This window comes from uncultured Photobacterium sp. (genome assembly GCF_947502415.1).
In the GTDB taxonomy this organism is placed as follows: Bacteria; Pseudomonadota; Gammaproteobacteria; order Enterobacterales; family Vibrionaceae; genus Photobacterium.
Genome location: NZ_CANMZV010000023.1, coordinates 54,614 through 76,977, shown reverse-complemented (window position 1 = coordinate 76,977; position 22,364 = coordinate 54,614). Strand labels below are relative to the sequence as shown.

17 protein-coding genes are annotated in these 22,364 nt (G+C 49.2%); 9 read left to right on the top strand and 8 right to left on the bottom strand.

What is annotated here, in order from left to right; all coding sequences use genetic code 11:
* From Q0852_RS19505 to Q0852_RS19470, 8 genes are all read right to left on the bottom strand, one after another.
* On the bottom strand, positions 1-5,543 hold a 5,543-nt coding region (locus Q0852_RS19505), incomplete at its 3' end, for a hypothetical protein (RefSeq protein WP_299021030.1).
* Complete coding sequence (locus Q0852_RS19500) at positions 5,543-6,961, bottom strand: conjugal transfer protein TraH (protein ID WP_299021027.1); 1,419 nt, start codon at positions 6,959-6,961, stop codon at positions 5,543-5,545. The genes Q0852_RS19500 and Q0852_RS19505, both read right to left, overlap by 1 nt.
* Positions 6,958-7,410, bottom strand: a complete 453-nt coding sequence (locus Q0852_RS19495; RefSeq protein WP_299021024.1) for a hypothetical protein — start codon at positions 7,408-7,410, stop codon at positions 6,958-6,960. The genes Q0852_RS19500 and Q0852_RS19495 overlap by 4 nt, the downstream gene beginning before the upstream one ends.
* Positions 7,410-8,342 carry a conjugal transfer protein TraF gene (traF, locus tag Q0852_RS19490; protein WP_299021022.1) on the bottom strand — a complete coding sequence of 311 codons (933 nt, stop codon included), beginning with the start codon at positions 8,340-8,342 and terminating at the stop codon, positions 7,410-7,412. Before traF ends, Q0852_RS19495 begins: the two co-directional genes overlap by 1 nt.
* Positions 8,343-8,488: 146 nt before the next feature.
* Complete coding sequence (locus Q0852_RS19485) at positions 8,489-8,986, bottom strand: hypothetical protein (RefSeq protein WP_299021021.1); 498 nt, start codon at positions 8,984-8,986, stop codon at positions 8,489-8,491.
* A complete protein-coding gene (locus Q0852_RS19480) occupies positions 8,976-9,338 on the bottom strand; it encodes a hypothetical protein (protein WP_299021019.1) in 363 nt (120 codons plus the stop codon). The genes Q0852_RS19485 and Q0852_RS19480 overlap by 11 nt, the downstream gene beginning before the upstream one ends.
* A 202-nt stretch (positions 9,339-9,540) precedes the next feature.
* A complete protein-coding gene (locus Q0852_RS19475; protein ID WP_299021018.1) occupies positions 9,541-9,945 on the bottom strand; it encodes a hypothetical protein in 405 nt (134 codons plus the stop codon).
* Positions 9,945-10,994 carry a hypothetical protein gene (locus Q0852_RS19470; protein WP_299021016.1) on the bottom strand — a complete coding sequence of 350 codons (1,050 nt, stop codon included), beginning with the start codon at positions 10,992-10,994 and terminating at the stop codon, positions 9,945-9,947. Before Q0852_RS19470 ends, Q0852_RS19475 begins: the two co-directional genes overlap by 1 nt.
* Before the next feature lie 1,805 nt (positions 10,995-12,799).
* Here Q0852_RS19470 and Q0852_RS19465 point away from each other — a divergent pair.
* From Q0852_RS19465 to Q0852_RS19425, 9 genes are all read left to right on the top strand, one after another.
* Positions 12,800-13,459, top strand: coding sequence for a hypothetical protein (locus tag Q0852_RS19465; protein WP_299021014.1), 660 nt, complete (start codon positions 12,800-12,802; stop codon positions 13,457-13,459).
* On the top strand, positions 13,452-14,204 hold the full coding sequence (locus Q0852_RS19460) for a hypothetical protein (protein ID WP_299021013.1): 753 nt from the start codon (positions 13,452-13,454) through the stop codon (positions 14,202-14,204). Before Q0852_RS19465 ends, Q0852_RS19460 begins: the two co-directional genes overlap by 8 nt.
* A gap of 9 nt (positions 14,205-14,213) precedes the next feature.
* Positions 14,214-16,658, top strand: a complete 2,445-nt coding sequence (mobH, locus tag Q0852_RS19455; RefSeq protein ID WP_299021010.1) for a MobH family relaxase — start codon at positions 14,214-14,216, stop codon at positions 16,656-16,658.
* Entirely contained in the window at positions 16,655-18,565 is a 1,911-nt protein-coding gene (traD, locus tag Q0852_RS19450; protein WP_299021008.1) for a conjugative transfer system coupling protein TraD, read from the top strand. Before mobH ends, traD begins: the two co-directional genes overlap by 4 nt.
* On the top strand, positions 18,562-19,170 hold the full coding sequence (locus Q0852_RS19445) for a hypothetical protein (RefSeq protein WP_299021006.1): 609 nt from the start codon (positions 18,562-18,564) through the stop codon (positions 19,168-19,170). Before traD ends, Q0852_RS19445 begins: the two co-directional genes overlap by 4 nt.
* Positions 19,160-19,858, top strand: coding sequence for a DUF4400 domain-containing protein (locus Q0852_RS19440; RefSeq protein WP_299021005.1), 699 nt, complete (start codon positions 19,160-19,162; stop codon positions 19,856-19,858). The genes Q0852_RS19445 and Q0852_RS19440 overlap by 11 nt, the downstream gene beginning before the upstream one ends.
* A gap of 10 nt (positions 19,859-19,868) precedes the next feature.
* Positions 19,869-20,810, top strand: a complete 942-nt coding sequence (locus Q0852_RS19435; protein ID WP_299021003.1) for a S49 family peptidase — start codon at positions 19,869-19,871, stop codon at positions 20,808-20,810.
* Between the two features lie 74 nt (positions 20,811-20,884).
* The gene (locus Q0852_RS19430) at positions 20,885-21,112 is read left to right on the top strand and encodes a hypothetical protein (protein ID WP_299021000.1); all 228 of its coding nucleotides are present in this window, start codon (positions 20,885-20,887) and stop codon (positions 21,110-21,112) included.
* A 449-nt stretch (positions 21,113-21,561) separates the two neighbouring features.
* Positions 21,562-22,335, top strand: coding sequence for a hypothetical protein (locus Q0852_RS19425; protein ID WP_299020999.1), 774 nt, complete (start codon positions 21,562-21,564; stop codon positions 22,333-22,335).
* Positions 22,336-22,364: the final 29 nt, after the last annotated feature.

The window sequence follows — 22,364 nt, the reverse complement described above, 5'->3', positions numbered from 1 at the left end:
TTAGATTCAGTGCCACCTTTACTGGTAGGTTCCGATGATCGTGGAGAACTATCAGTGGTCTGATTTACAGGTGCCTGTGGTGCAACTACATCATTGCGGCCCTGTTCAGCCTGATGCGGGGAAGTGTCACCCGCTTGTTTAGGTTCAGTACTACCGTTACCAGCAGGCTCTGCTGGTCGTGGTGAAGTATCACCGCCCTGAGCCACAGGTGATTGAGGTGCAACTACGTCATTGCGTCCCTGCCCGGACTGACCTTGGGTGGTATCACCCGCTGGCTTAGATTCAGTGCCACCTTTACTGGTAGGTTCCGATGATCGTGGAGAACTATCAGTGGTCTGATTTACAGGTGCCTGAGGTGCAACTACATCATTGCGGCCCTGTTCGGCCTGACGGGGGGTAGCGTCACCCGATTGTTTAGGCTCAGTACTACCGTTATCAGCAAGCTCTGCTGGGCGTGGCGAAGCATCACCGCCCTGAGCCACAGGTGCCTGTGGTGCAACTACATCATTGCGGCCCTGTTCAGCCTGACGCGGGGCAGTGTCACCCGATTGTTTAGGCTCAGTACTACCGTTACCAGCAGGCTCTGTTGGGCGTGGAGAAGCATCACCGCCCTGATTCACAGGTGCCTGAGGTGCAACTACATCATTACGGCCCTGTTCAGCCTGACGCGGGGCAGTGTCACCCGATTGCTTAGGCTCAGTAAAACCGTTATCAGCAAGCTCTGCTGGGCGTGGCGAAGCATCACCGCCCTGAGCCACAGGTGCCTGTGGTGCAACTACATCATTACGGCCCTGCCCGGACTGACCCGGGGTGGTATCACTCGCTTGCTTAGACTCAGTACCACTACGACTGGTTGGTTCTGTGACTTTTTCTGGTGTTGGTGAGGAGCTAACGCCAGCTTGATGTACCGGTTGTTGTGGCGATAATGCTTCATTACGTGTTAGCTCAACCATGCGCTGAAAAGGATCCACCGAAGGTTGGGAAACATTTGTAGACTGCGGAGGCGTATGGTTAGTGCTCCTTGGCTCTTGTTCGACAGGAGCATTATGACTATTCGCGTTGTCTTTCGGCTGAGGATTATGTTCTGGTTTGTACTGTTGATAAACATAGCCTGACCGGTAGTTTGGAGCCTGTTCTAACGCTGGAGAGTAGCCTTGACTACGTCCCTGTACTACCGGGGTAGTAGAACTATCGCCAGCTTGATTCTGTGATGACTCAGGACTTGAAGCTTTAATATTATCGGTTGTTGCTGGAACAGAATTAGAACCACGGGATGATACCGGGTAGCTGTCGGTAGTATTACGCCCTGAGTTTTGGTAATAGCCCATTGCAGGTGAGGCGCCTTCTCCGTGGCTCGACGAAGTATGATACCTTGACGTTGAATCAGATGAAGGCAGCATATTTTGAGCACTCGACGGCAATTGATCTTCCTCGATAGGTTTCATTTTAACCCCGAACCAGAAAGTATCCTGATTGTCAAGAACATAGTTTTGCCCTGTCTTTTCATTACGCAAATATTGCTGCTGTCGGTCATCGCTTTGAGCCAGCTTCGTATAGCCATCTCCATTAAGAACAACTTGCTCACCTTTCGGTGTTTGCTCTACTGCATTAAATAATTTAGTACTGACGACATGGGAACCATCGCCGCGTTCATCAGTAACAGCCGTGGTATTTTGTTGCGGCACAGGATTCATAAACTGGGCTGCCGCTTCATTAACCTGAGCCTGGGCTTGTGCAACATCATCTTTGATAAACTGAGGAGCCTTATCATCCAGGTTATCTGCAATTTGGTTTATGGCGTTTCGAGCCTGGGCAAATTGTGCCGGAGCTAAATTGCCATTATTGAACATCTCAACTTGTCTGCCCGCGTAGCCAGCCAAACCACCCTCACTTTTCAACGCGGTAATGGCATCCATCGCGACTGGTCGTTGCTGCTGAGATAAATTAGCCACAACATCATTGGCAGCTTTGACACGCTCACCTAACTCAACCGCCCTACCTTGGTTCTGTACTGGTTTATCAGGTTGATATCCTGATGTACCGGCTCCGTAGTTAGTCTTACCGTAAGTGGTTTGATCAAATCCTTGTAAATCAACCTTTCGGACTTGAGAGCCTGCATTTTCCAGTACCGATTTATCAACTGCGACACCGTTATCCATAAGCGTTTGCGCTGTTTGCGCCGCTAAATGACTTTGTTCAGGATCTAGCGATCCCCGCGGTGCTAGCATCGCCTCTACCCCTTTGCCCGTAATTGCACCAGAATTCAACAATTGGCTGGTGGTTACCAGGTCACGGTAGGCTTCCGGGTTGCTCTGCTTGAGATTACCGAGATATTGATTAACTGCATTTTGTTTAGCTTCCAGAGCAGCGTTATGTTCGGAGTTATGAGGATGCGTTCCCTGACGTCCAGCCTCGACGGCATTGCTTACCAGGGAGTTATCACCAAATGCCACCGAAGTGATCGCGAGCGCTTCTAACCTTTGTTCACGGGTGGCATTTACACCGGTTCCATCTTTCAAAGCAGCTACCAACTCCATGTCTGACTGCTGGGTAACAGCCTCAATGCCTTTTTCGGCAAACTTAGGACTGCTGGCCCCTTCTACGCCTTTATCTAGTGCCTTCTGGGTATCCGTATCGATGTATTTCATCGCAGTATTGGAAGCTTCGACTAATCCATCTTTCAGAACACCGACAGCGGAATCACCCAGCACGAGCGCCTCTGATGGTAGCGTATCTACGTTACCAGGAATTTTCGTTTTCGCCTCGGCAACTTCCGCGGCCACAGCAGGGTTCATGCTCGCAACTTCTGCAGCCAGAGCAGAACCAGACGTTCGGACGACATCTTTATTTTGATTGTATTTGTTCTCAAGCACCTGACCATTGTTTGCTTTGGCCTCTTTATCTCCCTGCGCGACAAGACCCACAGTTTTAGATTCCTCGGCATTAAAGTCTTGGTTAACCTTCTGCTTAGTAGGTACACCTTCAGGGCGGTTAAGTTTAGGTGCTGTCTCAGACTGCAGCTTGCTAGCGATTCCGGCCATATTTTCAGACATCGTGATTAGGTTGCTATCACCGATCATCTTTCCGGCACCGCCCAGCATTTCAGAGAGGTTCTGGTAAACAGCAGCAGTGTCCGCAGGTGCTTTACTACCTGCTAATTCACCTGGTTTCTCCGGCGCTTTCCAACCTACTAAGTCATCTGACATTTTCTTATAGTCATTGACGAACATCTTCGCAGCTGCACGACCTATATCGTTATTGTGATAAAGCGCAGCACTCTTCTCTATCGCAGCGGCACGTAATGACTTTTCCTCATCACTTAACTGCATATAGTTACCGCCTGAGGCAACCCAGTTTGCAAACTTCTTGTGCTCGGCCGCCTTAGTAAAGTCAGTTGTGGCCGGGTTTGAAATAGAGGCCATTGCCTGGCTAGAGCGAGCGAGTGAATCGACAACCTGCTGCTGCTCTGCATAGCGGTCGATATTGCTGACCATCCTAGAGGCTTGGTCGGTCCAACCGTTTCGCTTGTTTATGGTCTGCATATCTTTATATGCATCCGACTTACGGAAATCTGCAGAAACAGACCCCTTATCGTCAGTCTTCAACCCGATAGCCTTACGAGCCTGCTCCATTTCTTTATCAGTGAGCCTGACATCGCCCGATCCGGAGAGTTTAATACCACCGCCCATCGCCATCGTCAGGATACCACCTGATACACTGCCTCTGCCCTCAGCGCCAACATGAGCTGTTAGTTGTGCGGCAGCAGCTACGGACTTGTCGGCTGTCCAACCTGTCTGCTTCTGAATATCTTCCGCCAGCCCCATTAACTTCTGTTCGTTATGGGACAGGTTTGTCGTGGTGTCGGTGCCCGATCCCTTGGTATCCATTGCTTCCGTCACGCGATTTAGCATCTTGCTCACGGACTTTTGGGCTGACTGCTCTGAGGCTGATAACTGAGTCTTAGCCTGTTGCAATTGCTGATTAACTGATTGACTTGTTTGTGAAATAGCATTCAGTTTGGGAGCATTGATGTCATTTAACGCGCTAGTGGTATGTACCGTCCCATTATCCGTCATGGTCATTGATTGATTCCCAAACCGGTAAACACCATTCGATACGGGGCTAGCCACATCTGGCGATGCCGCCTTCGGGTTGATGTGCGCCGTCGAGCCCATACGGTTCGCCAGACCAGATATCATATAATCCGAACCTGTCACAAAAGCATAAGCAATCATAGGGATAGCCATCGTCAAATAACCCGCGATAGCTACATAGCTCCCAGCTGTCGTGTAAAAGTTGTGTAGGCCACCAATAGACCAGATTTCACCACTGGCTGCATAAGGCTCTATGTAATTTGTAATCGACCAATCCAAATAGAGATTAATTAGGATAGACACCACGGGGAACATCCCAACAACAACAAGGAAGCGGAAATATTTGACGATTAAACTGTGTCCCGTCCCTAACAAAACCATAAATGAGACAATAGGTGCCATAAACCACATCAGTGCTTCGATAATTGTGGTAATAACCGGCGCCATCTCCATCCACAGGTTGGCATCCCCAGACATACTCATAATTCGCTGTTGTTTAGCCTGGAACTGAATACCATCAAAATAATGGTCGAGCTTTGACCCGTCACTCATGCCGCTGGAGATTTGCATGAGCCGATAATCAATGAAATTGTTCACCTGGAGGGTAAACGCATCAATACTACCGCCTCCCATCTGTAACATGGAGTTGGTTACCTGAGAAACATCAATACCTTCCTGCTCATTGATACTATTAAGTACAGTCGCAAAAGCACTACTGCTGCTACCAAGCTGGCTATCAAGTGCTGAATAGGCATCAGTACAGGTCATGGTTTCAAAATCAGAGCTGCCAGAGTTAATTTTGATTTGTGTAAACCAAGATCCGGAATTTACCTTCATATTGGCCCAGGGGTCAGCCGAAGTCCGTAGCATCGCACCGAACACATCCTGGTTCACACCCATTTCCATATCGAGCAGAACACAGTCCTGAATGTAGTTATCGAATGATTTCACAAAATCTGTCGATTGCGCGCCGTAAGTCAACGTGGTCAGCTTTGGATGACTGGCTATTACCCTTTCTTGCTTAATCAATGTCTTGAAAGCGTCAATATGTTCGCCACTGTAACTGGGCATGACGAAAATATTGGCCAGCGTATCCACCATCGATACCGGGATTTGTGTCGCGACCGCCCCACCCATAGCAAGGCCAGCAGGGATGCCCGTGTAGTAAGCCACATCCCCCGTCCCGGCATGCTCAATGGCAATATCTGTCCGAGGTAAAAATAAAATGCACCAAAGCACCCAGCCTTTAGCGACCAGCGATAAATCAGGCTGGCCTTTTTCCATGATCCCCTTGATACTTCCGGCAAAGACGGCAATAACCAGACCTAGTCCCATGATGTAGTTGGCATTACCAAAATCTCCCGAGGCTTCATCAAATGCCATGGCAAGGCCATTAAAGATCATCATCATGAAATCGAAATTACCCGAAGTATAAATTGTGAACTCCATTATTGATTTCCTCCCAGGGCCAAGGCATCACGGAACTGTTTCGCCTGATTAATGGCATCAAGCAGTACATCAGCATCAGATTTCGAAAGTTCTTCTTTAGATTCGTTAAATTGAGACTTAAGCCTATCCTTTGCTTCGTTAATCCATGTCTCAATCGGTTGGTGTTCTTTCACAGCTGGGGATGCGGCCATGAAATCAAGAACTTTTAAACAATCAAGATAAAAACTTTCGGCGTAAGACAAGGCGGTAGAATTAGCAATCCTTGCCCCAAAACCCTGCTCGCCTGCAAGCCCCTCGCTCTTCATTTTCCCCAATCCCTGAATAATCAGATAAAGGTCAAGTGGACTTGAATTGATGAGATTTACCTGCTCTGAAGAGAAATCGAGCTTATAACGGTAGCGCTGAAGCATGTCCGGCTGTCCGCCCGGCGGCATTATTATTTTTTTGATAATTTCAGCAAGTGGTAACCATGTCGATTTATCTACTTCCGTAGGATTTAGACAATCAGTATCATTACAACGCAGGAATTTAAGGTTATTAACAGTATTATTAGTTTTCGTGCGTTCGATAAATAATTCGTTAAAAGTGATGACAGGCGAAATGGCCACATAAGCGATCGAGGTGCTTTCTTCCCCATTGGCCGCAGTTTCTGTAGTTCCGGTATCTTTTTTGATTTGCGTACCAACCAGCGACATCAACAGCTCCTTATAGGTCCAATCACCACCATTGAAGTTAATTGTCCAGTTATTCACACCGGATACCTCGAATGCCTGGAATAGAAGATTCCCTTCAAGCCCCTCGGTATTTCCATTCACTTCAGCTTCTACGCGGGTCACATCCCAGCCAGTAATTTTCTCAGTCCAAGAATCAAAACCATCGACCAAGCCTGTTGCAGCGGCGGAGCCAAACAGGTCAGCATTGCGTGCCTTAGCTTCGGCTTCAGGTCCAATCGCGGTCGCCATCAGGCGCTCGCCGAGTTCACAGCCTTCTTTAAAGAACTTGTTCCACTTATCCATGGTATCTTTGAGCTTTTGCATATTAGATGCACATGTCGAGCAAAGTGCATCTAGAGCCAGGTTAAAGGCATAGGAGGCGGCCCCGGCAGCGATCTGTCGCATTGAGTTCTGTAGCTGGCCAGCAATATCCTTTACGATACTGAAACTTCCTAAGTGGATATCGATTCCACTACAGCCAGACTTGATGCTTGGCGGTTTAAAGCTAACAAGATTCTCAGTGATATACCTCTGACGGTAGGAAAATGCCCCACCACTAAACCCGTTCCTTTTTTGGGTTTCAAAAGAGGTTGCCGCATGTCCTGTGGAGTAACCGTTGAAAATCTTCTCCATCGGGCTCTCTGCATGTGCAAACGCTGAAAAGGCCACCAGCAGACCTGAGAAAAGGTATTTCCGGATTGTCATAACTTGGCCTCTCTCTCGCTAATCTCTTCTTTAAGTCGCACTAAAACAATGCTTAGCCTGTCAATCGTATTGCTGGCATCGTTCAACACACGGCGGTGATAGAATTCGTATTCTTTTGCGCTCAGCGCTTTAGGTTCAGTAAGTAATAACTGGGTGATTTCAAAGCTCGCTTGCTCGGTGGCAGAATAGCCGCTAACCGCCAGTGGCGAGCGCTTGACATAGGCTTCATAACGTAAGCCGGGGAGGACTGCAGCAAAGAAGGCCAGCATACTTTTAACGTCATAGGTGGCTGTCTCATTGTTACGGCTCGACTCTATCTTGTTATACAGCGCATCTAAGTCGGGCAGCTTCGCATAAGGCACCGCATGAATTTCAGGCAAAGCCGGTGTTTCGGGTTGCGCAGCCAGAAAGGAACTGAAAAATATTAGGGCGACCAATGTTATTCTCATTAGAACATCACCCCCTGCTGTGCCTTCAGGTTCTCCTCCAGGGCACGGTAGAGATAATCGGGATCATTGGCTGCTTTGTCTGGGTCAAGCATGTCTAGATTGGAAATTTGAGGCAACGTGCTCACACTGACCGCCGAATCATAAGTTCCTTTATCAATGATCCCTCCCCCCTTAGCCTGTTTAAGCATGATCGTGATAAGTTCACTCTCCGTTTGCAGGCCTTGCCCCAGTGGCATAATTTGCGTGGCATCATTGCTGACCAAAAACATGGCAGGCACACGCATGACACCCAGCTGCCTTGCCAAACCGTTATGGTCGATGACGTAGCGGGGAAAAAAGCCTGAAGACAGTGGCGCACCGTCAAGTGATATGGCGGCTATATCAAACCCCCTATCCTTCAAACGCTGCATCAGGGGAGCCTGCTTATTGCAATAGGGACAGGTGCTTTGGAAGAAGAACCATAGGCCTGCTTTGTTTGATATCTCTTTTAATGCGTTATCTTTACCGCCATAAATGGCATCGGTTTTAGCTAACAGTCCAAACTGAGATACCGGCCTTGCAATTGTTTCATCGAGGACGGGGTTAGAAATAACATCTCGCATGAATGCGTCACTAAATAGTGATGACTTATCCATTATCACACGCTGCATATAACGAACACGCTTGATATTCGAGTCACTTGGATCATCAATGGCCGCATCGACAAACTTCGGCCACATGGTCCGTATCCAGGCTGCTGACAAAGGTTTCGCTTGTGGTGTCGGGGACTGAGCCTGAGCCTGGACTACCTTCGGTGGTTCCTTTTTTTCAGGGTCGCGTTCCTTGGCTGGGTCCACGTAATAGTGCCACCCCCCTGGCTCATCGTCAGAGCTAATATAATTGTCGGCCATAACCGGTAGCGATAGGAGTGATATAAGTAGGACGGTTTTCATTCAGCGACCACCTGATAATTACAATAGGGTTAGTGTGGCCGTTGTTAAAAGCAATATGCCCTGATTAGTCAGGCGATTTTTACCGATTAAATGGGTTTTAAAAAAATAGCCCCGCACAGGGCGAGGCTCAGGTAATATTGAATTGATTAATCAAAACGTTTCATTTGATCACAACACGGACATACACGGTAAATTGTCGTCCTTTTGGAAATATATAAACTCCCGCAGTCCGAACAATTCGAAAGCATAATTGATTTCTCGCAAATTAGTTTTAGGACAGAATAAAATCGATTGAAATCAACGTGGTCACAAACGTTTGCGTGAAACATTTTAACGTACTCAAATGAACGAAGCATGGCTGTCGGATTGAGAGGGCGGTTAATATAGGGATCGCGAGTGATCTGCGCATAGCTCATCCACAGACGATTTGTAATCATCCAGCACACTGAGGATGCTTCTAGAAAATGGGAGTGCGCACCGTTACGGGTTTTGGATTTAGTCCCACGACGTTTTCGCTCAACCTCTGCCAATTTCGGCATATATCCCAACACACTTTCAATGGTGTATTTTGATGCAAAATGATCGAGCATTTGAACCGCTATTTTTTCGTGTTCATGCTTTTCATGGAAGTCGTTAGTTACCATGGGCAGCCTCCTTAATACAGGAAGCTGTCATATATGCACGGGAGTTTTCTACGAACAACGTGAAGTTACGAAATTGCTCAGATTCAACCGCATCTAGGAAGTGCGAGAACCCATTGTGACAACTTGTTCCAGACTTAATTAAAGGAAAGGAAAGTGGAAGTATTTTTGAAGATGTACGAACCTTGAGGAGCTTTGTTACTTCCATTGATGCAAAACGTTCTACGTCTGCTTCCGTGCATGACAGTAACAACTTAGCGCCATCAGGATCAACCTGCGCTAGCTTTTGATACTCAATAATCAGTGCGAGACTAGCATCATACACTGACTGTAGGATGTTCTCTGTTTGACTCATTTTATATACCTCGTTAATCCTATAACGACGGATATTTTCACCATGGCAAAATGCCTTTTGCCTGCGGCACCAACCGCTTGCCAATAATTATTAAATAAAAAAAAGTCAAAATTAATCAAAAATGAGATTGACAAATCTCAAAAAATGTATAAGCAACAAAGTGCATTGAAATTACCAATACATATAATTAGCGATATAGTTATCAGGTAAAATATTGTGCTAAAGAATCATCAATAGGCACATCATAATCACTGGTCGAACCAGCATCTTTTTTAATCACCTCTGCTTCTTGTTGAGTATCTGAATTGATTGAGATGGGTTTAATCGCATTTAATAAGTACATCGAGTAATAGCGTTCTAGCCAAATCCGCCGATTGGAAATTGACTGGATATGCTGATATAGCTCAGAAAAACCACGCTCGGAAAAACGGCAACGTAGTTTTTCTTCTGACAAGTTACTTTGCATATACACCAGGCACTGAGCTAGCGCATCAGTGCGCTCATGTTCGCCAAGCCCCAGCCAGAGATAGAAGCCTGCTTCGACCTTCTGAACCAACTGTTTACCACGGTGTTGCTGGCCCAACCCATCAATCCAGATATCAATCATCAGGCCACCTTTACCTTTCTGTTTAAAGCGCCTGTTATTTGCCTGGCAATCTCGCCCATACCTAACGCAACGGCGACACCGTGATTATCAATCAACGATACCTTATGCTTGGGATAAGCTTTCTCTATTGCAGGCAAATACAATTCCGCAGGTCCGCCGCTCACAAGGATCTCGTCAATATCCACGCCATTACCAACTTTGTTTTTCATGGCGTCAACGGCATCACTAGTTATCTTTTCAATAATCGGTGTGACATCAAAACTGATATCATCCCCTGAGGTTCCAGGGAAATCATAACTATGACCAAACACATTTAGGGATCCGGTGCGAAATGCCTTATCAACAACCTCGACATTGATATCGAAGCCAAAGATCTGCGACAAATACTCGCAGCAGTCGGCCAGAATCCGTCCATGACCGAAAGGGTGGGCATCAGAACGTGAATCATCAGGAACGACACCGTTACAGGTCAGGTAATCGAAGGTGCCATAGCCAGGATCTGCTGTCAGCCATGTTTTCCTTGCTAAAACCGCCATCATGTCTGACTTCTCATGATGGGCACGGTGTTTGGCAAAGTGCATCAGCGCCCCCAGTGGTTGGGGAATAACTCGGGCATCTTTTACGATGATGGTACGGTTTCCGATCTTATGTTTACCAATCATCATGGCCTTCAGCTCGTCACTACGACCCAAGTTGGAAATAGGCAATCCGCCGACCAGCATATCTATGTAATCAAACTTGCAATGTGCCAAGGCTCCAAGCAATAAAGCCTTGTAACGGCTGGATGTAATATAGCTGTCGTTTAAGGTGCGTACTTCGCTGGCTGCACCAATATCAGCAACATCAGGTCCAACTTCGTAGTCAATACCATCAACACGTACAACGATACTCTCTCGCTCCTGAAGAACACCGCCAGTCAGCGCATTTCTTTTACCATAGCTAACAGGTACTGCACGAGACGCAAAAGACCGCACCGACGAGTCATGTCCATTAATATTATCCACCACGGCCGTCGTACCGAATCCCACATCGATAGCGAAAATATTCATACTCACATCCTTACATTGAAAGAGATCTTTAATTCGTCCCTAAAGATAGGGGCTGGTGAATACAAAAGGACTAATTAGCGGAGCCTTTTTCGGCTCCTTAATCCGAAATTGAATCTAAAACATTGCCATCGAGCTAATGCAGAAACGAAGATGGTGTAAAAATGGTGTGTTTTTGGTAGGTTTTTGGTGTAAAAATGGGGTAAGTAACCACTAACAATAAGCACCGAGCAACGAAATGGTGTGTTTTTGGTGTAAAAATGGTGTGTTTTTGGTGTAAAAATGGGGTAAGCAATAATCTGCACTCAAAACCACTATTCAATCTTGCATGGTATTTTCCAACCTAGCTTCGGTTTACATTAATTAATATGGTTAACATAAGGTGAAGCTTCTTTTTCCAACCCAATATGTCTTTAACCATTACTCTAATGTAAACCTAACTGATTATTTTCCTAAATCAGCTGAACAAGCGGCAATTAAAACCAGTAAAACCGCAATTATACAGCGTTTTCAGGTAGTAAACCGAAGTTCGGTTTACATTAATATTGATAAGGAAAATCTAACTCAGAAAAAATGGATCCAACCTAACGCCCCCTTAACCATTACTCTAATGTAAACTTAATCAAAACGAGCCCATTGTTGCTGAAAATTCGGTCCTTCAAGAGCTATCGCACATACCCAACCTAACATTCGGTTGACTATTTAATAATGTAAACCAAACACAATTTTCACCTAAAATGTAAACCGAAGCTCGGTTTACATTAAAATAGATATTAATTAAAACTTAATTGATACGACCGATTCGGTGAATTACTCCCCAGAGCCTGTCCGTATCAGATGCCATGCCCAACCATAAGCCTACACAGGTTAAGCCAGCCCGCATCAGTCGCCATTCCCGACGATTTCTATAGCAAAGCCAAGGCCCTGCCCGTATCAGATGTTATGCCCGACAACCACCACGATTTACCCGAGAGCCTGTCCGTATCGGTAGTGATGCCCGACAATACACACCGATATACTCAGGTATCGACCATCTTCAGCCCTAGCCCGGCTTGAGCCCTGTATGCCGGAGCACTTGTTCGAGCCCTGACGACAGCAAACCATCCTAATAGCCGGCAGCTTCCAGGGTTACCGGCAATACCTGATGTCTGTGTCCGGATTGGACAGTCGCCACAGATAACTAAAGACTGGCGATAGATGGTGTTATCCGTGAAGGCAAATATCTATCAGGGTCAGGCAAGGACGTTCAAGCCCATATACAAGCTATGGAGCCAGGCTGAAGACCGGTAGGCTGCAGGAAATGAACGGAGATAGTTGAAAACGGACCACAAACCACCCGAGGAGGTAGCCGGGCCCGGAGCGGTGGGAATCGCCGGCAGAAACTGCTTAACTTCCAGCCGAGCTTCCTTGTTTAGCCAGGATCCATCATCGACCCTGGCCATCATCATCAAAACAGTCCTAGCCAGCGAGCAACTACAGCCCCCAAGAAGATCAGAATCCAGAGCAAAACAGCGACTCGAAAAAGAAATAAATAAATCATATGAATTACCCATAAATAAAAAGTGAGTGCAAATTATCGCGAAATGACAGAAGGCCCATGTGGATTAACTCCTGCTTTGTAGACCCACTTATTTGGCTCGGTGGGCACCTGATAGTCAGGGCGCGACGCCTTGCTTGATTTCACGCCCCCTTCCCATGCTCTCGGCAATATCCTCAAAAACCCAATTAACTAGTGAAAATCGTCTCACTAATGGAAAACCGTGCTGTAAATCAGTCCGACAATTACCTGACGTAGAAGGGAGGCATGTATGCCAATCGAAGAAAACGTCATTAGTACGCAACAGCAACTTGAAAGCTGGCGGTTACGTATCACGGATGATGCCACTCAGTGTGTTGAGAAAATCCAGCACTGCATTGAGCAGCACTACCGGGCTCCCCACAAACAGCAAAGCGGCGAATGCTATGAGTCAAGGGAGACTACCAAGAACTCAATAGGGCATGTCTTGATCGGGTTTAGCTACCGCTCTTCGAAAAATGACCTATGGGATAAGGCAATGACTTATCGCCTGCGTATATGCGATTACTCGCGTGAACATACCGGGCGGTACAAACGTTATGCAGGCCTGACACCGGACCAGCTGAGCAAGGCACGACAACGTAACTACCTAATACCAGCAGAGGAGGACGGCAGTTATTCACGCACAACATTGTACAAATACATGACTGACGCCGAAATGGCGCTCTATGACCGTCTGGATATCCACCTAGCCCCGCTGCTGACCATGTACCGATACCTGCAAGACTGCTATCGGGAAAACTTGAAACAAGAGCGCCTGATGCTTCGTCGTTTCTGCAAGCAGCAAGGGATCTTTGTACCCCGGTTAGAAACCGCAGGCCTCCTCATGTTGCGCGAGGCCGTTGAAGATGAACAACAACGCCAACCGATTAAGGAAGACCACTATGGCTGAGATCGAGATCAAACGCCGCGCCCTTGAGCGCTATATCGATTGTAAGAGTGAAACTGTCCACCTGTTCCTGTCTGAGCGAGGCGGGGCATTTTTCGGTGCCATACAGCGTGTCGCGACACTACTGCAGTACACCGATGATGATGAGTCACACCGTCAGGCCGTGACCGCAAACTTTGACCCGTTATTCGATGAGCTCAACGATGGGATCGAAGAGTTCCGCCGCGAAGCCCGCGCTATTAAGCGAGCTCACCGCAAAGCCACTGTTCCGGCAATTGTCACGCCGGACTATTTCAATCACCTCGTGCCGGTTACCCACTGGATTTTTAACGACGTGATCAAAAAACTGGAAATCATTGATGGGCTGGTTTCTCGCATCGAAGGCTACTGGCTATTGGGGCTAGTTACAGACTCCCAGATGCGCAATGTCCGACTCCGCGCAATCCGCCCGTTCGGCACACTCAACAATGATATTTACCGTATTACCAACCAGCTCAAGGCCATCAGCTCAGGCGGTAGGATCCGAAACCAGGTCCGTACCCAGGTATCAAGCTTCCTGGACGATATCGAGATGACCGGTGAGAGTCCGGCCGAGACCGCCACTAACGATGCCGATATCGCTAAGCCCGAAACCGATGCCGGGCCCGAAGCGGTGGCAGTTGAAAAAGCACCCGAAGCCCCAGCGAACGGTGTTGATACTGCCAAGCAAATTGACATCGATGAACACCTGTCAGCACAAGCCGGATAAGGTGGGTCTATGTCAAATCAAGCCTGGGATACCTTAAGCCATTACGTCGCCCTGCCCTTGAAGCTGTCATTAAAGGCAGTGCAGCGCGCCTACTACGGCAAGGATTTCTTTGATGCCGAGTCGCAGCAGGCAAGAATCAATGAGCTGCAGGCACTGGTCAGTGATATGATCAAATACCCGCCCAGTGCCGAAGGTATCCCACTGCTTGATGAAGCCAGTATCGGGCATGCCTTCAGGTCTGTTATCAAGGAGACCTTCCTCTCGTCAGGCATGACGATGGGGACTCCTGATGAAAAATTCCCGTGTTTTGCCAATACGTACCTGCCGGTGATTAACAAGCTGATTGGCTACTATCACTTGCTGCCTGCCAGCGAATACCATCACCACAATGAAGTCGGCGGATTGATTAGCCACTGTCTGGAAGTTGGCCTCATGTCATTGCGTCTGGCCAAGAACCGCAAAGTTGAACCCATTGGCTTTCAGGATGTGGAGCGGCGACGAGAGCCGCGCTGGCAGTTTGCCACCTGGCTCTGCGGGGTGATGCATGACTGCGGAAAAATCATCTCGGATATCAATGTAGTCAGCATGCGCGCAGAAGATGTGATCTGGCAACCCCAGGCCGAAACCATCTACGAATGGGCAGACAAGAACAACGTCGAGCGCTATCACATTGTCTGGAATCCACACCGGGCTCACCGTGGTCATGAAAAAATAGCGGCCATCATGATCACCTCAATGATTAACGGCATTGTCAAAAAATGGCTCTTTGACCCTACAGATGATCTCTCTGCACCTATCGTCAGTGCCCTACAAAATTACAACAAGCGCGACGGGTATATCGAGGTCTGTGTCCGTACCGCCGATCACCTGTCTGCAGAACGCGACCTCAAAACCCAGTTCCATAAGCTACTGGGTAAACGCCGCTCCGGCTTGGAGCAATCCCTGCTCAATGCCATTAAAGACTGCCGGAAAAACAAATGGAAAAAGGTTAACAAACCCAATTCACGCCTGTTTGTTATCCATGACGAGGTGTACCTCAGATACCCCGAAGCTATTGAAGACATCATTAAAACCATCAATAGTTTTCAGGTGAACCGTGTTCCGGTAGATCCAAAGGCTGTCCTTTCCTTGCTGGAAAGCAGCGCTATCGTCATCCGTAACCATGAACAGTCCAACACCTCGGTACTGGTATTCCACGATGAGAGTAACGTTCAGGTTAAGGTAAATGTCGTCAGGCTTAACTTTGTCGGTGTGGCCTATGACTACAGTATTGTCCCGCCGTCTCTGACTGACTGCCAGCTGTTGCTCTCTTCGCACGGCGAAACTGTCAATATCGCCGTTAACGGGGACGTGACCTATACCGAGCCCAACAGGCAGTTCAAGACGGCCTTCAATTACGACGGTCATATCGAACCTGCGATTCAGCCACCAATACAGCAACCTTCAGCACCGGCGTCGAATTCCAGTCCTGCCGTTCAATCAAGTCCGGCGCAGGGGGCAGCATCACAGACACCACCAGCGGGTACTGCATCTAATACTGTGCAGCCGGGACAACAAAGCGCAGCGGGGCAAAAATCACCTTCCACTGGCGCCGGCAAAAACAGTCAACCGAAGAAACCTGCGGGCAAGAAAAATAAGCCCGGTAACGCTCCGGCAACCGACAAGCCCAACCGGAAAAAAACGGCCATCAAATTTGCCAACGACGGTCCCGATACAGCACCTAATGTCACGACCATGCCACCGGCCTCTAACCAAACCGCGACCGACAAGGACGAAGAATGGGGCGGCATGGGCATTGGCGTGAAACCGGGGGCGGTCGCTTCAGGCTCAGAGGAGCCGGCACCGGGGTTAACCATGACTCCCCCAGTATCGTCAGGCACTGACCACCAGCAGGGTGCCAATAAGCCGGTGGTACAAAAACCAGCCCAGCGCCAACAGTCGCGACAGTCCAAGTCAGAGCAACAGGGTAGCTGCAAGGAGTGTTCGCCTGCCGCGCTTGGTCTGGTCTATTTGGCGCTTCGCGGGTATCTCGACGGTCAGGTGTCAGCCAATACCCTGCTGCTTTCCAAAGACCAGCACCACCTGATGATCACCATCAGTGCCATTGAGCAGTTGGCTGACCTCTACCCGGCACTGGATCCCGTGGCCATCATCGACGGTCTTAAAGGCGACAAGAAACAGTGCTTCAAGCTGGTGGAAGTGCCGGGATTTGGTGAGGCCGCGTTCAGGAGCAACAAGAATATCTTGCAGGCCCTGTGCGAAATACTCGGCGTCACCGCCAGCAAGGCCAAACAAATCTTCCCGCTGGTTTCGCCAATGGGCAAGGTCACCACGCAGTTTAACGCCAGCCAACTGCCCGAGACGCTCACTATCAATGAGAAAACCGAGTCCATCATTCTGTCGAGCCACCTTGCAAGGGATATCGGCTTATTGAAAGAGGGAGTTAAGCGATGAAAAAGCAGCTGCAGATGCACACCGTCGATAACTACTTCCGGGAAATCTTCGAGCTCAAGCAATCTTTCATCTGGGGTCTGGCCGCGGTCTTCTTTGCCCTCAACGGTGGCTGGTCGTTGCTGGTTCACTATTTCAGCGGCAGCACCAAAGTACCGGACGCACTCGCGCTCTGTGGGATGGCCTTCATTGCCTGCCTGCTGATGGCTCTGGTTCGATTTCGCCAAGCCTGGCCGGTGATAAAAATCCAAAACAAGCTGTGCTCCAACCGGCTGGTGGTCGAGACGCTAGAAGACGTGCGACAGAAAACCTTAAAAGACCCCAATCGCTCCTACCTCGGCACCGGATACCGATATGGCCCGGAGCATGCGTCGAGCATGTACCGGATTGCCGCGCTGCCATCGCACCGTCGCGCCCTGACCGTCCCGCCAGTTTTGAAAAAGTTCATCGACCACAACCCTGAAATCACCGAGGTGCTGGGCGGCGAACCATTCCTGATGGGGCTGGACGATGAGAAGGCAATTACCGTTCGTCACGACACCTGGCGAGCCCACTGCATCATCGTCGGCCTGCCTGGCACCGGGAAGACCACCCTGCTCAAGCTCATCGCCCTCAATAAGCTGTGGTCCGATCCCAACTGCCTGCTCATTCTGATTGACCCCAAGAACACCCCGGAGCTCCGCGAGGGCCTTAAGGCCGAGCTAATCAGGCAGGGGCGTCCGGATGACTTCCATTATTTTGCGCCGGCGAATGCCTCGGAGTCGTGCGTCATCGACTGCCTGGCCAACTATAACCGCTCGACCGAAATTGCCACCCGGGTGATCAACACCATTCCGGCCGGCGGCTCATCCGGCGAAGTCTTCCGTTCATTCTGCTGGGAGCGGGTGAACCAGATAGTCCAGGCCATGGAATACACCGGCGAAAAGCCGACCCTGATGCGCATCCGCTACTACCTGCGAGAAGGCCTGGTGGCATTGGTCGAACAAACCCTTAACCGCTACTTTGAAGTTCGTTTTGGCGAGAACTGGCAGTCAGCCATTCAGGCTCGTTTCACCGCCCTGTCAAAAGAGCCCATTGAAGCCAAGTGCCAGTTCTATACCACAGTGCTGGCCAAGGACAATCCGGAACCAGCTGTGTCAGGCATTATCGACCAGTACAGTCAGGATCCCAACGCCGTACGTTCCAAGACCGGCTCGCTTAACGCTGTGCTGGAGCAGTTGTGTTCCGACCCGCTATCTCGTCTGCTGTCGCCGAGCGACCACGGGGTTATGGATAACGACCCGAAAGTCGTCAACCTGCGGGACTTATCGAACTCCGGCGGGGTGCTCTACATGGCCACCGACGGCCTGACTGACCCGATTATTTCCGGGGCGATATCCAAGCTGGCATCCAGCGCCGTGGCGGCCGCCTCGGCAGAGCGCTACAACTTTGGTTCCGGCAAGGAGCCCCAGGTGAGCTTTATGATCGACGAAGCCCATAACGCCCTCAACGAGTCGGTGCTCGACCTGCTTGCCGTCGGACGCCAAAGTAAATTCGAGCTGATACTGGCCACCCAGAGCATGCCAGACATTGTCGAGAAAACCTCGCCCGCCACCGCCGACCGGGTTAAGGGCCTGTGCGCCAATACCATAGCCCTGCGCTGCGAGGATTCGGTTACCAAAGAATTTGTCAGTGAAAAATTCAACGAAGCCGATATCAACCGCGAGTCCACGATGAGATCAAACGCCACCCACACGACCGAAGGCATAACAGAGTTTGGTGGCGGTGCCGGCGTGAGGGTAACCGGCGAGGAGCGTTCGCTGTTTCCACCCTGGCTGGTGGCGTCGCTCCCTAACCTTCAGGCCATCTGTTCATTTTCCAACGGCGACAAAATCTTGCTTCGCCTACCCGTAGAGCCAAGGGAGGAATGATGAGTTTTTTTGAAGACAAAACACCTTATCTCTACCTGACCCGCAAGCTGCCCAAAGCCCTGCGCGACGGGCTGGCGAAACAGGTGCGGCAATGGCCGTCGCTACAGGAAATGCAGTTCAGTGTCTGTGAGATGCTGACCGACCAGCTGCCGGCACCGCCCCACCGTCAGGAATCGACACTACTGGAAATGACCCTGGAGGAGATGCACCATGCCTGGACCCAGACATACCTGAAGCACAACAACTGTACCCTGGCCTACAAGGCAACATTCCTGGCCATGTTCGATGCCATCTCCCACCTGCATTGCTACCTGGTAACCAGCACCGACCCGGTCAAGGTCGAAATCTGGGATGCCTACGAGTCCCCGCTGCTGGATTTCCTGCGCCAGCATGAGTTCACTGTCGAGATCAGTGACTACCGGGACGTTGCTCCCACGGTCCGGCGCCAGGCAACCGTACTGCTGATGCACCACATCGTCACGCGCCAACACTTACGGGCAATGGATATTCTCACCTATTCCCAGGAGCAACCGATGCAAGCACGCATCAACGCACTGGTGTCCGAGCCTGACTCCCTGTTATTCGGAGGCCTGCATGGCGGATAAATACGATGATTTCGAACGGAGCGGCAATGACCTTCTCCTCAAAGACCGGGAGTACGCCAATCGCTGGGCCTATCTGGTGTGTACCTCAGTACTGCTGACCCTGCTCTACCTGTGGTTCATGGTCCAGCCCGAGCAGTTTCGAGAGCAGCTCAACCGCGAGCTCAATATCACCCAGCAGATGTTGACCGAGTCCCGCGCCGACGAGGTCGTAGATCGTTCAGCCAGGTGGTATCGGGCCCTGTTCGTCGAGACCGGTGTCGAGGGGTTTATTAATGGGATGTATGTGCCCTACCCGGAGCCAGACCGACGTGGCAAGCGCAATAAATTTCTGGTGTCGTACAGCGACTTCACCGAGCGGGCGATTGAAAACACCAAGCTGGTGGCCTACCGGGCGATGCTCAGGCTGAACATGATGTTTGAGTGGATGTTAATGGCCGGAGTGCTGATATTCGCCTTCTTCGCCGATGCCTATTACACCTACCGGCTGCGAATGAACCATTTTTCAACCCAGAATATCAAGACCGCGGCACTGTCGTTCCGAATGATTTTTGTCGTGCTGGTTTTGATGTATCTCTACATCGTGGTGCCAATTACCAGCGAGATCGCCTGGCGGTTTGCCCCGCTGCTGTTTATCGGGATCACCATCATTCTTGGCACAACCATTATCCGCCAGTATCAACGTATGTAAGGAACCCTTTATGGCCACCTTAAAGAACCATTTAGTCGATTTTATGCGCCGCTACCGTAACAATACCCGCGCCAACTACATCAAGGTGGGAGCTATCGTTTTCGGGGTTGTCTTTGCTATCGGCAACACCCTCTACATCAACCATTTTTTCAACATGCCGGTCCCGCATATCGCACTAATCAAGCTCGAAGGCAATGTTGAACGGGGCTCCAATACCGGCGACGGCGTGATCCTCAGTGAAGCCATCGAGCGCGCCATGAATGACACGCTGGCCCATGCGATTATCGTTGAAGCCAACTCACCCGGGGGCAGCCCGGTACAGGCCGAGCAGCTGCACCGTACCATCATGTCGATGCGCGACACCACCAACAAGCCAATTTACTTCAGCATCGGCGAACTCTGCGCATCAGCCTGCCTGTATATCGCCAGCAGTGCCGACATGGTCTTTGCCCATAAGAACTCATTGATTGGCTCAGTCGGGGTTCGGATGGACGGCTGGGGGTTTGATAAATTTCTTGAGCACATCGATATCGAGCGCCGTACCTATTCGGCAGGCAAGCACAAGACATTGCTTGACCCGTTCAAACCCCGCGATCCCGATGCCGAGGCGCACCTGAAAACCTTTGTCCTTGAACCGCTCTATGGCGAGTTTGTATCGGCTTTAAAGGAAGGCCGCGGTGACAAGCTCGATACCAACAACGAGAACCTGTTTACCGGCTTACTGTGGACCGGCGCCCAAGCCAAGTCGTTAGGCCTCGTCGATGACATCAAGACCCACTACGAAGTCCGCACAGCCCTGCAGGAACGCTATCAGGTAGAGATGATCCAGAACTATTCGCGCGCGAACTTCAGTATCAGCAAGCTGCTGACCTCTGAGTTCTGGGCCGACGTGGTGGCCAAGGCGTGGGTCAAGGTCAACAACACACAGTCAATGGCCGTCGAATACAAGTAACGAGGAGGATATATGTTTTACAGGTTAGCGTTTATCTGCACTTTTTACTCCTCTTGCCGTTGGCGATAGGTGGCATGAATGCAACTGATGAAAGTCTCGAGGAAGATTTGGGCTTCCTTGGTGGGTTGCTCAAACCGTTTGTCCCTGCAGAAAGTATTCCGGTTCTCGTCCACGATGTCGGTAGCTATGTCAGTTCGGTGTATGTGAACACGTCCATTGTCGAGCCGGTCACCACGCCGGTGAACACCGACAAGGGCAACTTCATGGTGATTGGAACAGTGAGCGCCATGAAGGGGCTGTGATTCTCAAGGGCCTTAACGACAAGCGGTTAACGCCCGAGCTCTGCATTCAGGCGAAATGCTACAAGCTCCGCAGCCAGCCGGACTTATAGCCGTGGTCAGATGGGACTCACTGGCTTTGAATTTTTAATGTAACACCTCATTAAGTGTATTGACTCATAAGCCATTAACACTCTGGTGTTCGAGACTCAACATTTTCCTACAGCTAGCTACTTCAATAACTGATTTCTCCAACCCTGAAGGGACATAACCGACTTAGACTAACCCCTAGACCTACAATAGTGATCTTTGTGCCAAAACGAACATCCAAAACTGATTAAATTATAGATAGTTGGGTTAGTGATCTCTGTCTAATTTTATCAACCTCGTAGCTCTAAACTAGAGAGCTCATATCTAGTCTTACTTGTGCAACATCTAAATGATCTAGAAATCAAAGAAAGTAAGGTGTTCCTATGAGTCGTTGGTATTGGTTAATGGCTACATTGGCCGTAAATGCACAAGCAGAAACATTGAAGGTCCCTTCCATGTTTACGTTAAAGCCAAAGTCTGGCGATATTATGAGTTCGATCCTTAATGGCGAATGCAAATCTATATCCGACAAAAAAATGCAATGTACCTTTAACCAGATTTTACTTTCTCAAAAAATCATATCTCAGGATGAATTTGAGGCAAAACTAACCAAGATTGGTTCTAAACAAATGGAGATTGGAAACCTTGACAAACTAAACGGATCTTTATGTGATAGCGCAACTCTTAAGGGAATGGATGAGTTTATTGCCAACATCAGTGATGAAAGAAAGAAAAAACACTATAACAAGGTGAAATCTATTCTTTCTGCCTGCCCATTAAAAAATATTGATGAGGCAAAATCCCTTACGCACCGTTTGATGAAGTTTGATTATGAAACACAGAATATAACATGCAATCTATCCATTAATACTTACGATCTTGAGTTCACCGCCATTGGAAATGGCGAAAACTCTTATTGGCGTAACACCAGCGAACCTCTATCAAATTCTTGTGGCATGACCAACGTTGTAAGCATGAGACACCGACCTAAATACAGTGGTCTTTGGGAGTACAGAGGCCAACGAGTTATAAGTATGCCAGAAAACAAAACGCTTCTTGGTGATCCGTGCACTGTGATGGAAACAGAGCCGATGGTCTGGTCCTGGGATGGTGATGATATTTATAAAAACTGCCAGATTATTGGTGTCGGTTTTTAATAGCTATGTTGAATTATATGCTGATTTAT

Excerpts from the sequence above, each read along its gene's own strand:
- Q0852_RS19480 (WP_299021019.1), bottom strand. The coding sequence starts at position 9,338 with ATGAGTCAAACAGAGAACATCCTACAGTCAGTGTATGATGCTAGTCTC.
- Q0852_RS19445 (WP_299021006.1), top strand. The coding sequence starts at position 18,562 with ATGATGAGTTTTTTTGAAGACAAAACACCTTATCTCTACCTGACCCGC.
- Q0852_RS19460 (WP_299021013.1), top strand. The coding sequence starts at position 13,452 with ATGGCTGAGATCGAGATCAAACGCCGCGCCCTTGAGCGCTATATCGAT.
- mobH (WP_299021010.1), top strand. The coding sequence starts at position 14,214 with ATGTCAAATCAAGCCTGGGATACCTTAAGCCATTACGTCGCCCTGCCC.
- Q0852_RS19430 (WP_299021000.1), top strand. The coding sequence starts at position 20,885 with ATGAATGCAACTGATGAAAGTCTCGAGGAAGATTTGGGCTTCCTTGGT.
- traF (WP_299021022.1), bottom strand. The coding sequence starts at position 8,342 with ATGAAAACCGTCCTACTTATATCACTCCTATCGCTACCGGTTATGGCC.
- Q0852_RS19470 (WP_299021016.1), bottom strand. The coding sequence starts at position 10,994 with ATGAATATTTTCGCTATCGATGTGGGATTCGGTACGACGGCCGTGGTG.
- Q0852_RS19465 (WP_299021014.1), top strand. The coding sequence starts at position 12,800 with ATGCCAATCGAAGAAAACGTCATTAGTACGCAACAGCAACTTGAAAGC.
- Q0852_RS19495 (WP_299021024.1), bottom strand. The coding sequence starts at position 7,410 with ATGAGAATAACATTGGTCGCCCTAATATTTTTCAGTTCCTTTCTGGCT.
- Q0852_RS19485 (WP_299021021.1), bottom strand. The coding sequence starts at position 8,986 with ATGGTAACTAACGACTTCCATGAAAAGCATGAACACGAAAAAATAGCG.
- Q0852_RS19435 (WP_299021003.1), top strand. The coding sequence starts at position 19,869 with ATGGCCACCTTAAAGAACCATTTAGTCGATTTTATGCGCCGCTACCGT.
- traD (WP_299021008.1), top strand. The coding sequence starts at position 16,655 with ATGAAAAAGCAGCTGCAGATGCACACCGTCGATAACTACTTCCGGGAA.
- Q0852_RS19500 (WP_299021027.1), bottom strand. The coding sequence starts at position 6,961 with ATGACAATCCGGAAATACCTTTTCTCAGGTCTGCTGGTGGCCTTTTCA.
- Q0852_RS19425 (WP_299020999.1), top strand. The coding sequence starts at position 21,562 with ATGAGTCGTTGGTATTGGTTAATGGCTACATTGGCCGTAAATGCACAA.
- Q0852_RS19475 (WP_299021018.1), bottom strand. The coding sequence starts at position 9,945 with ATGATTGATATCTGGATTGATGGGTTGGGCCAGCAACACCGTGGTAAA.
- Q0852_RS19440 (WP_299021005.1), top strand. The coding sequence starts at position 19,160 with ATGGCGGATAAATACGATGATTTCGAACGGAGCGGCAATGACCTTCTC.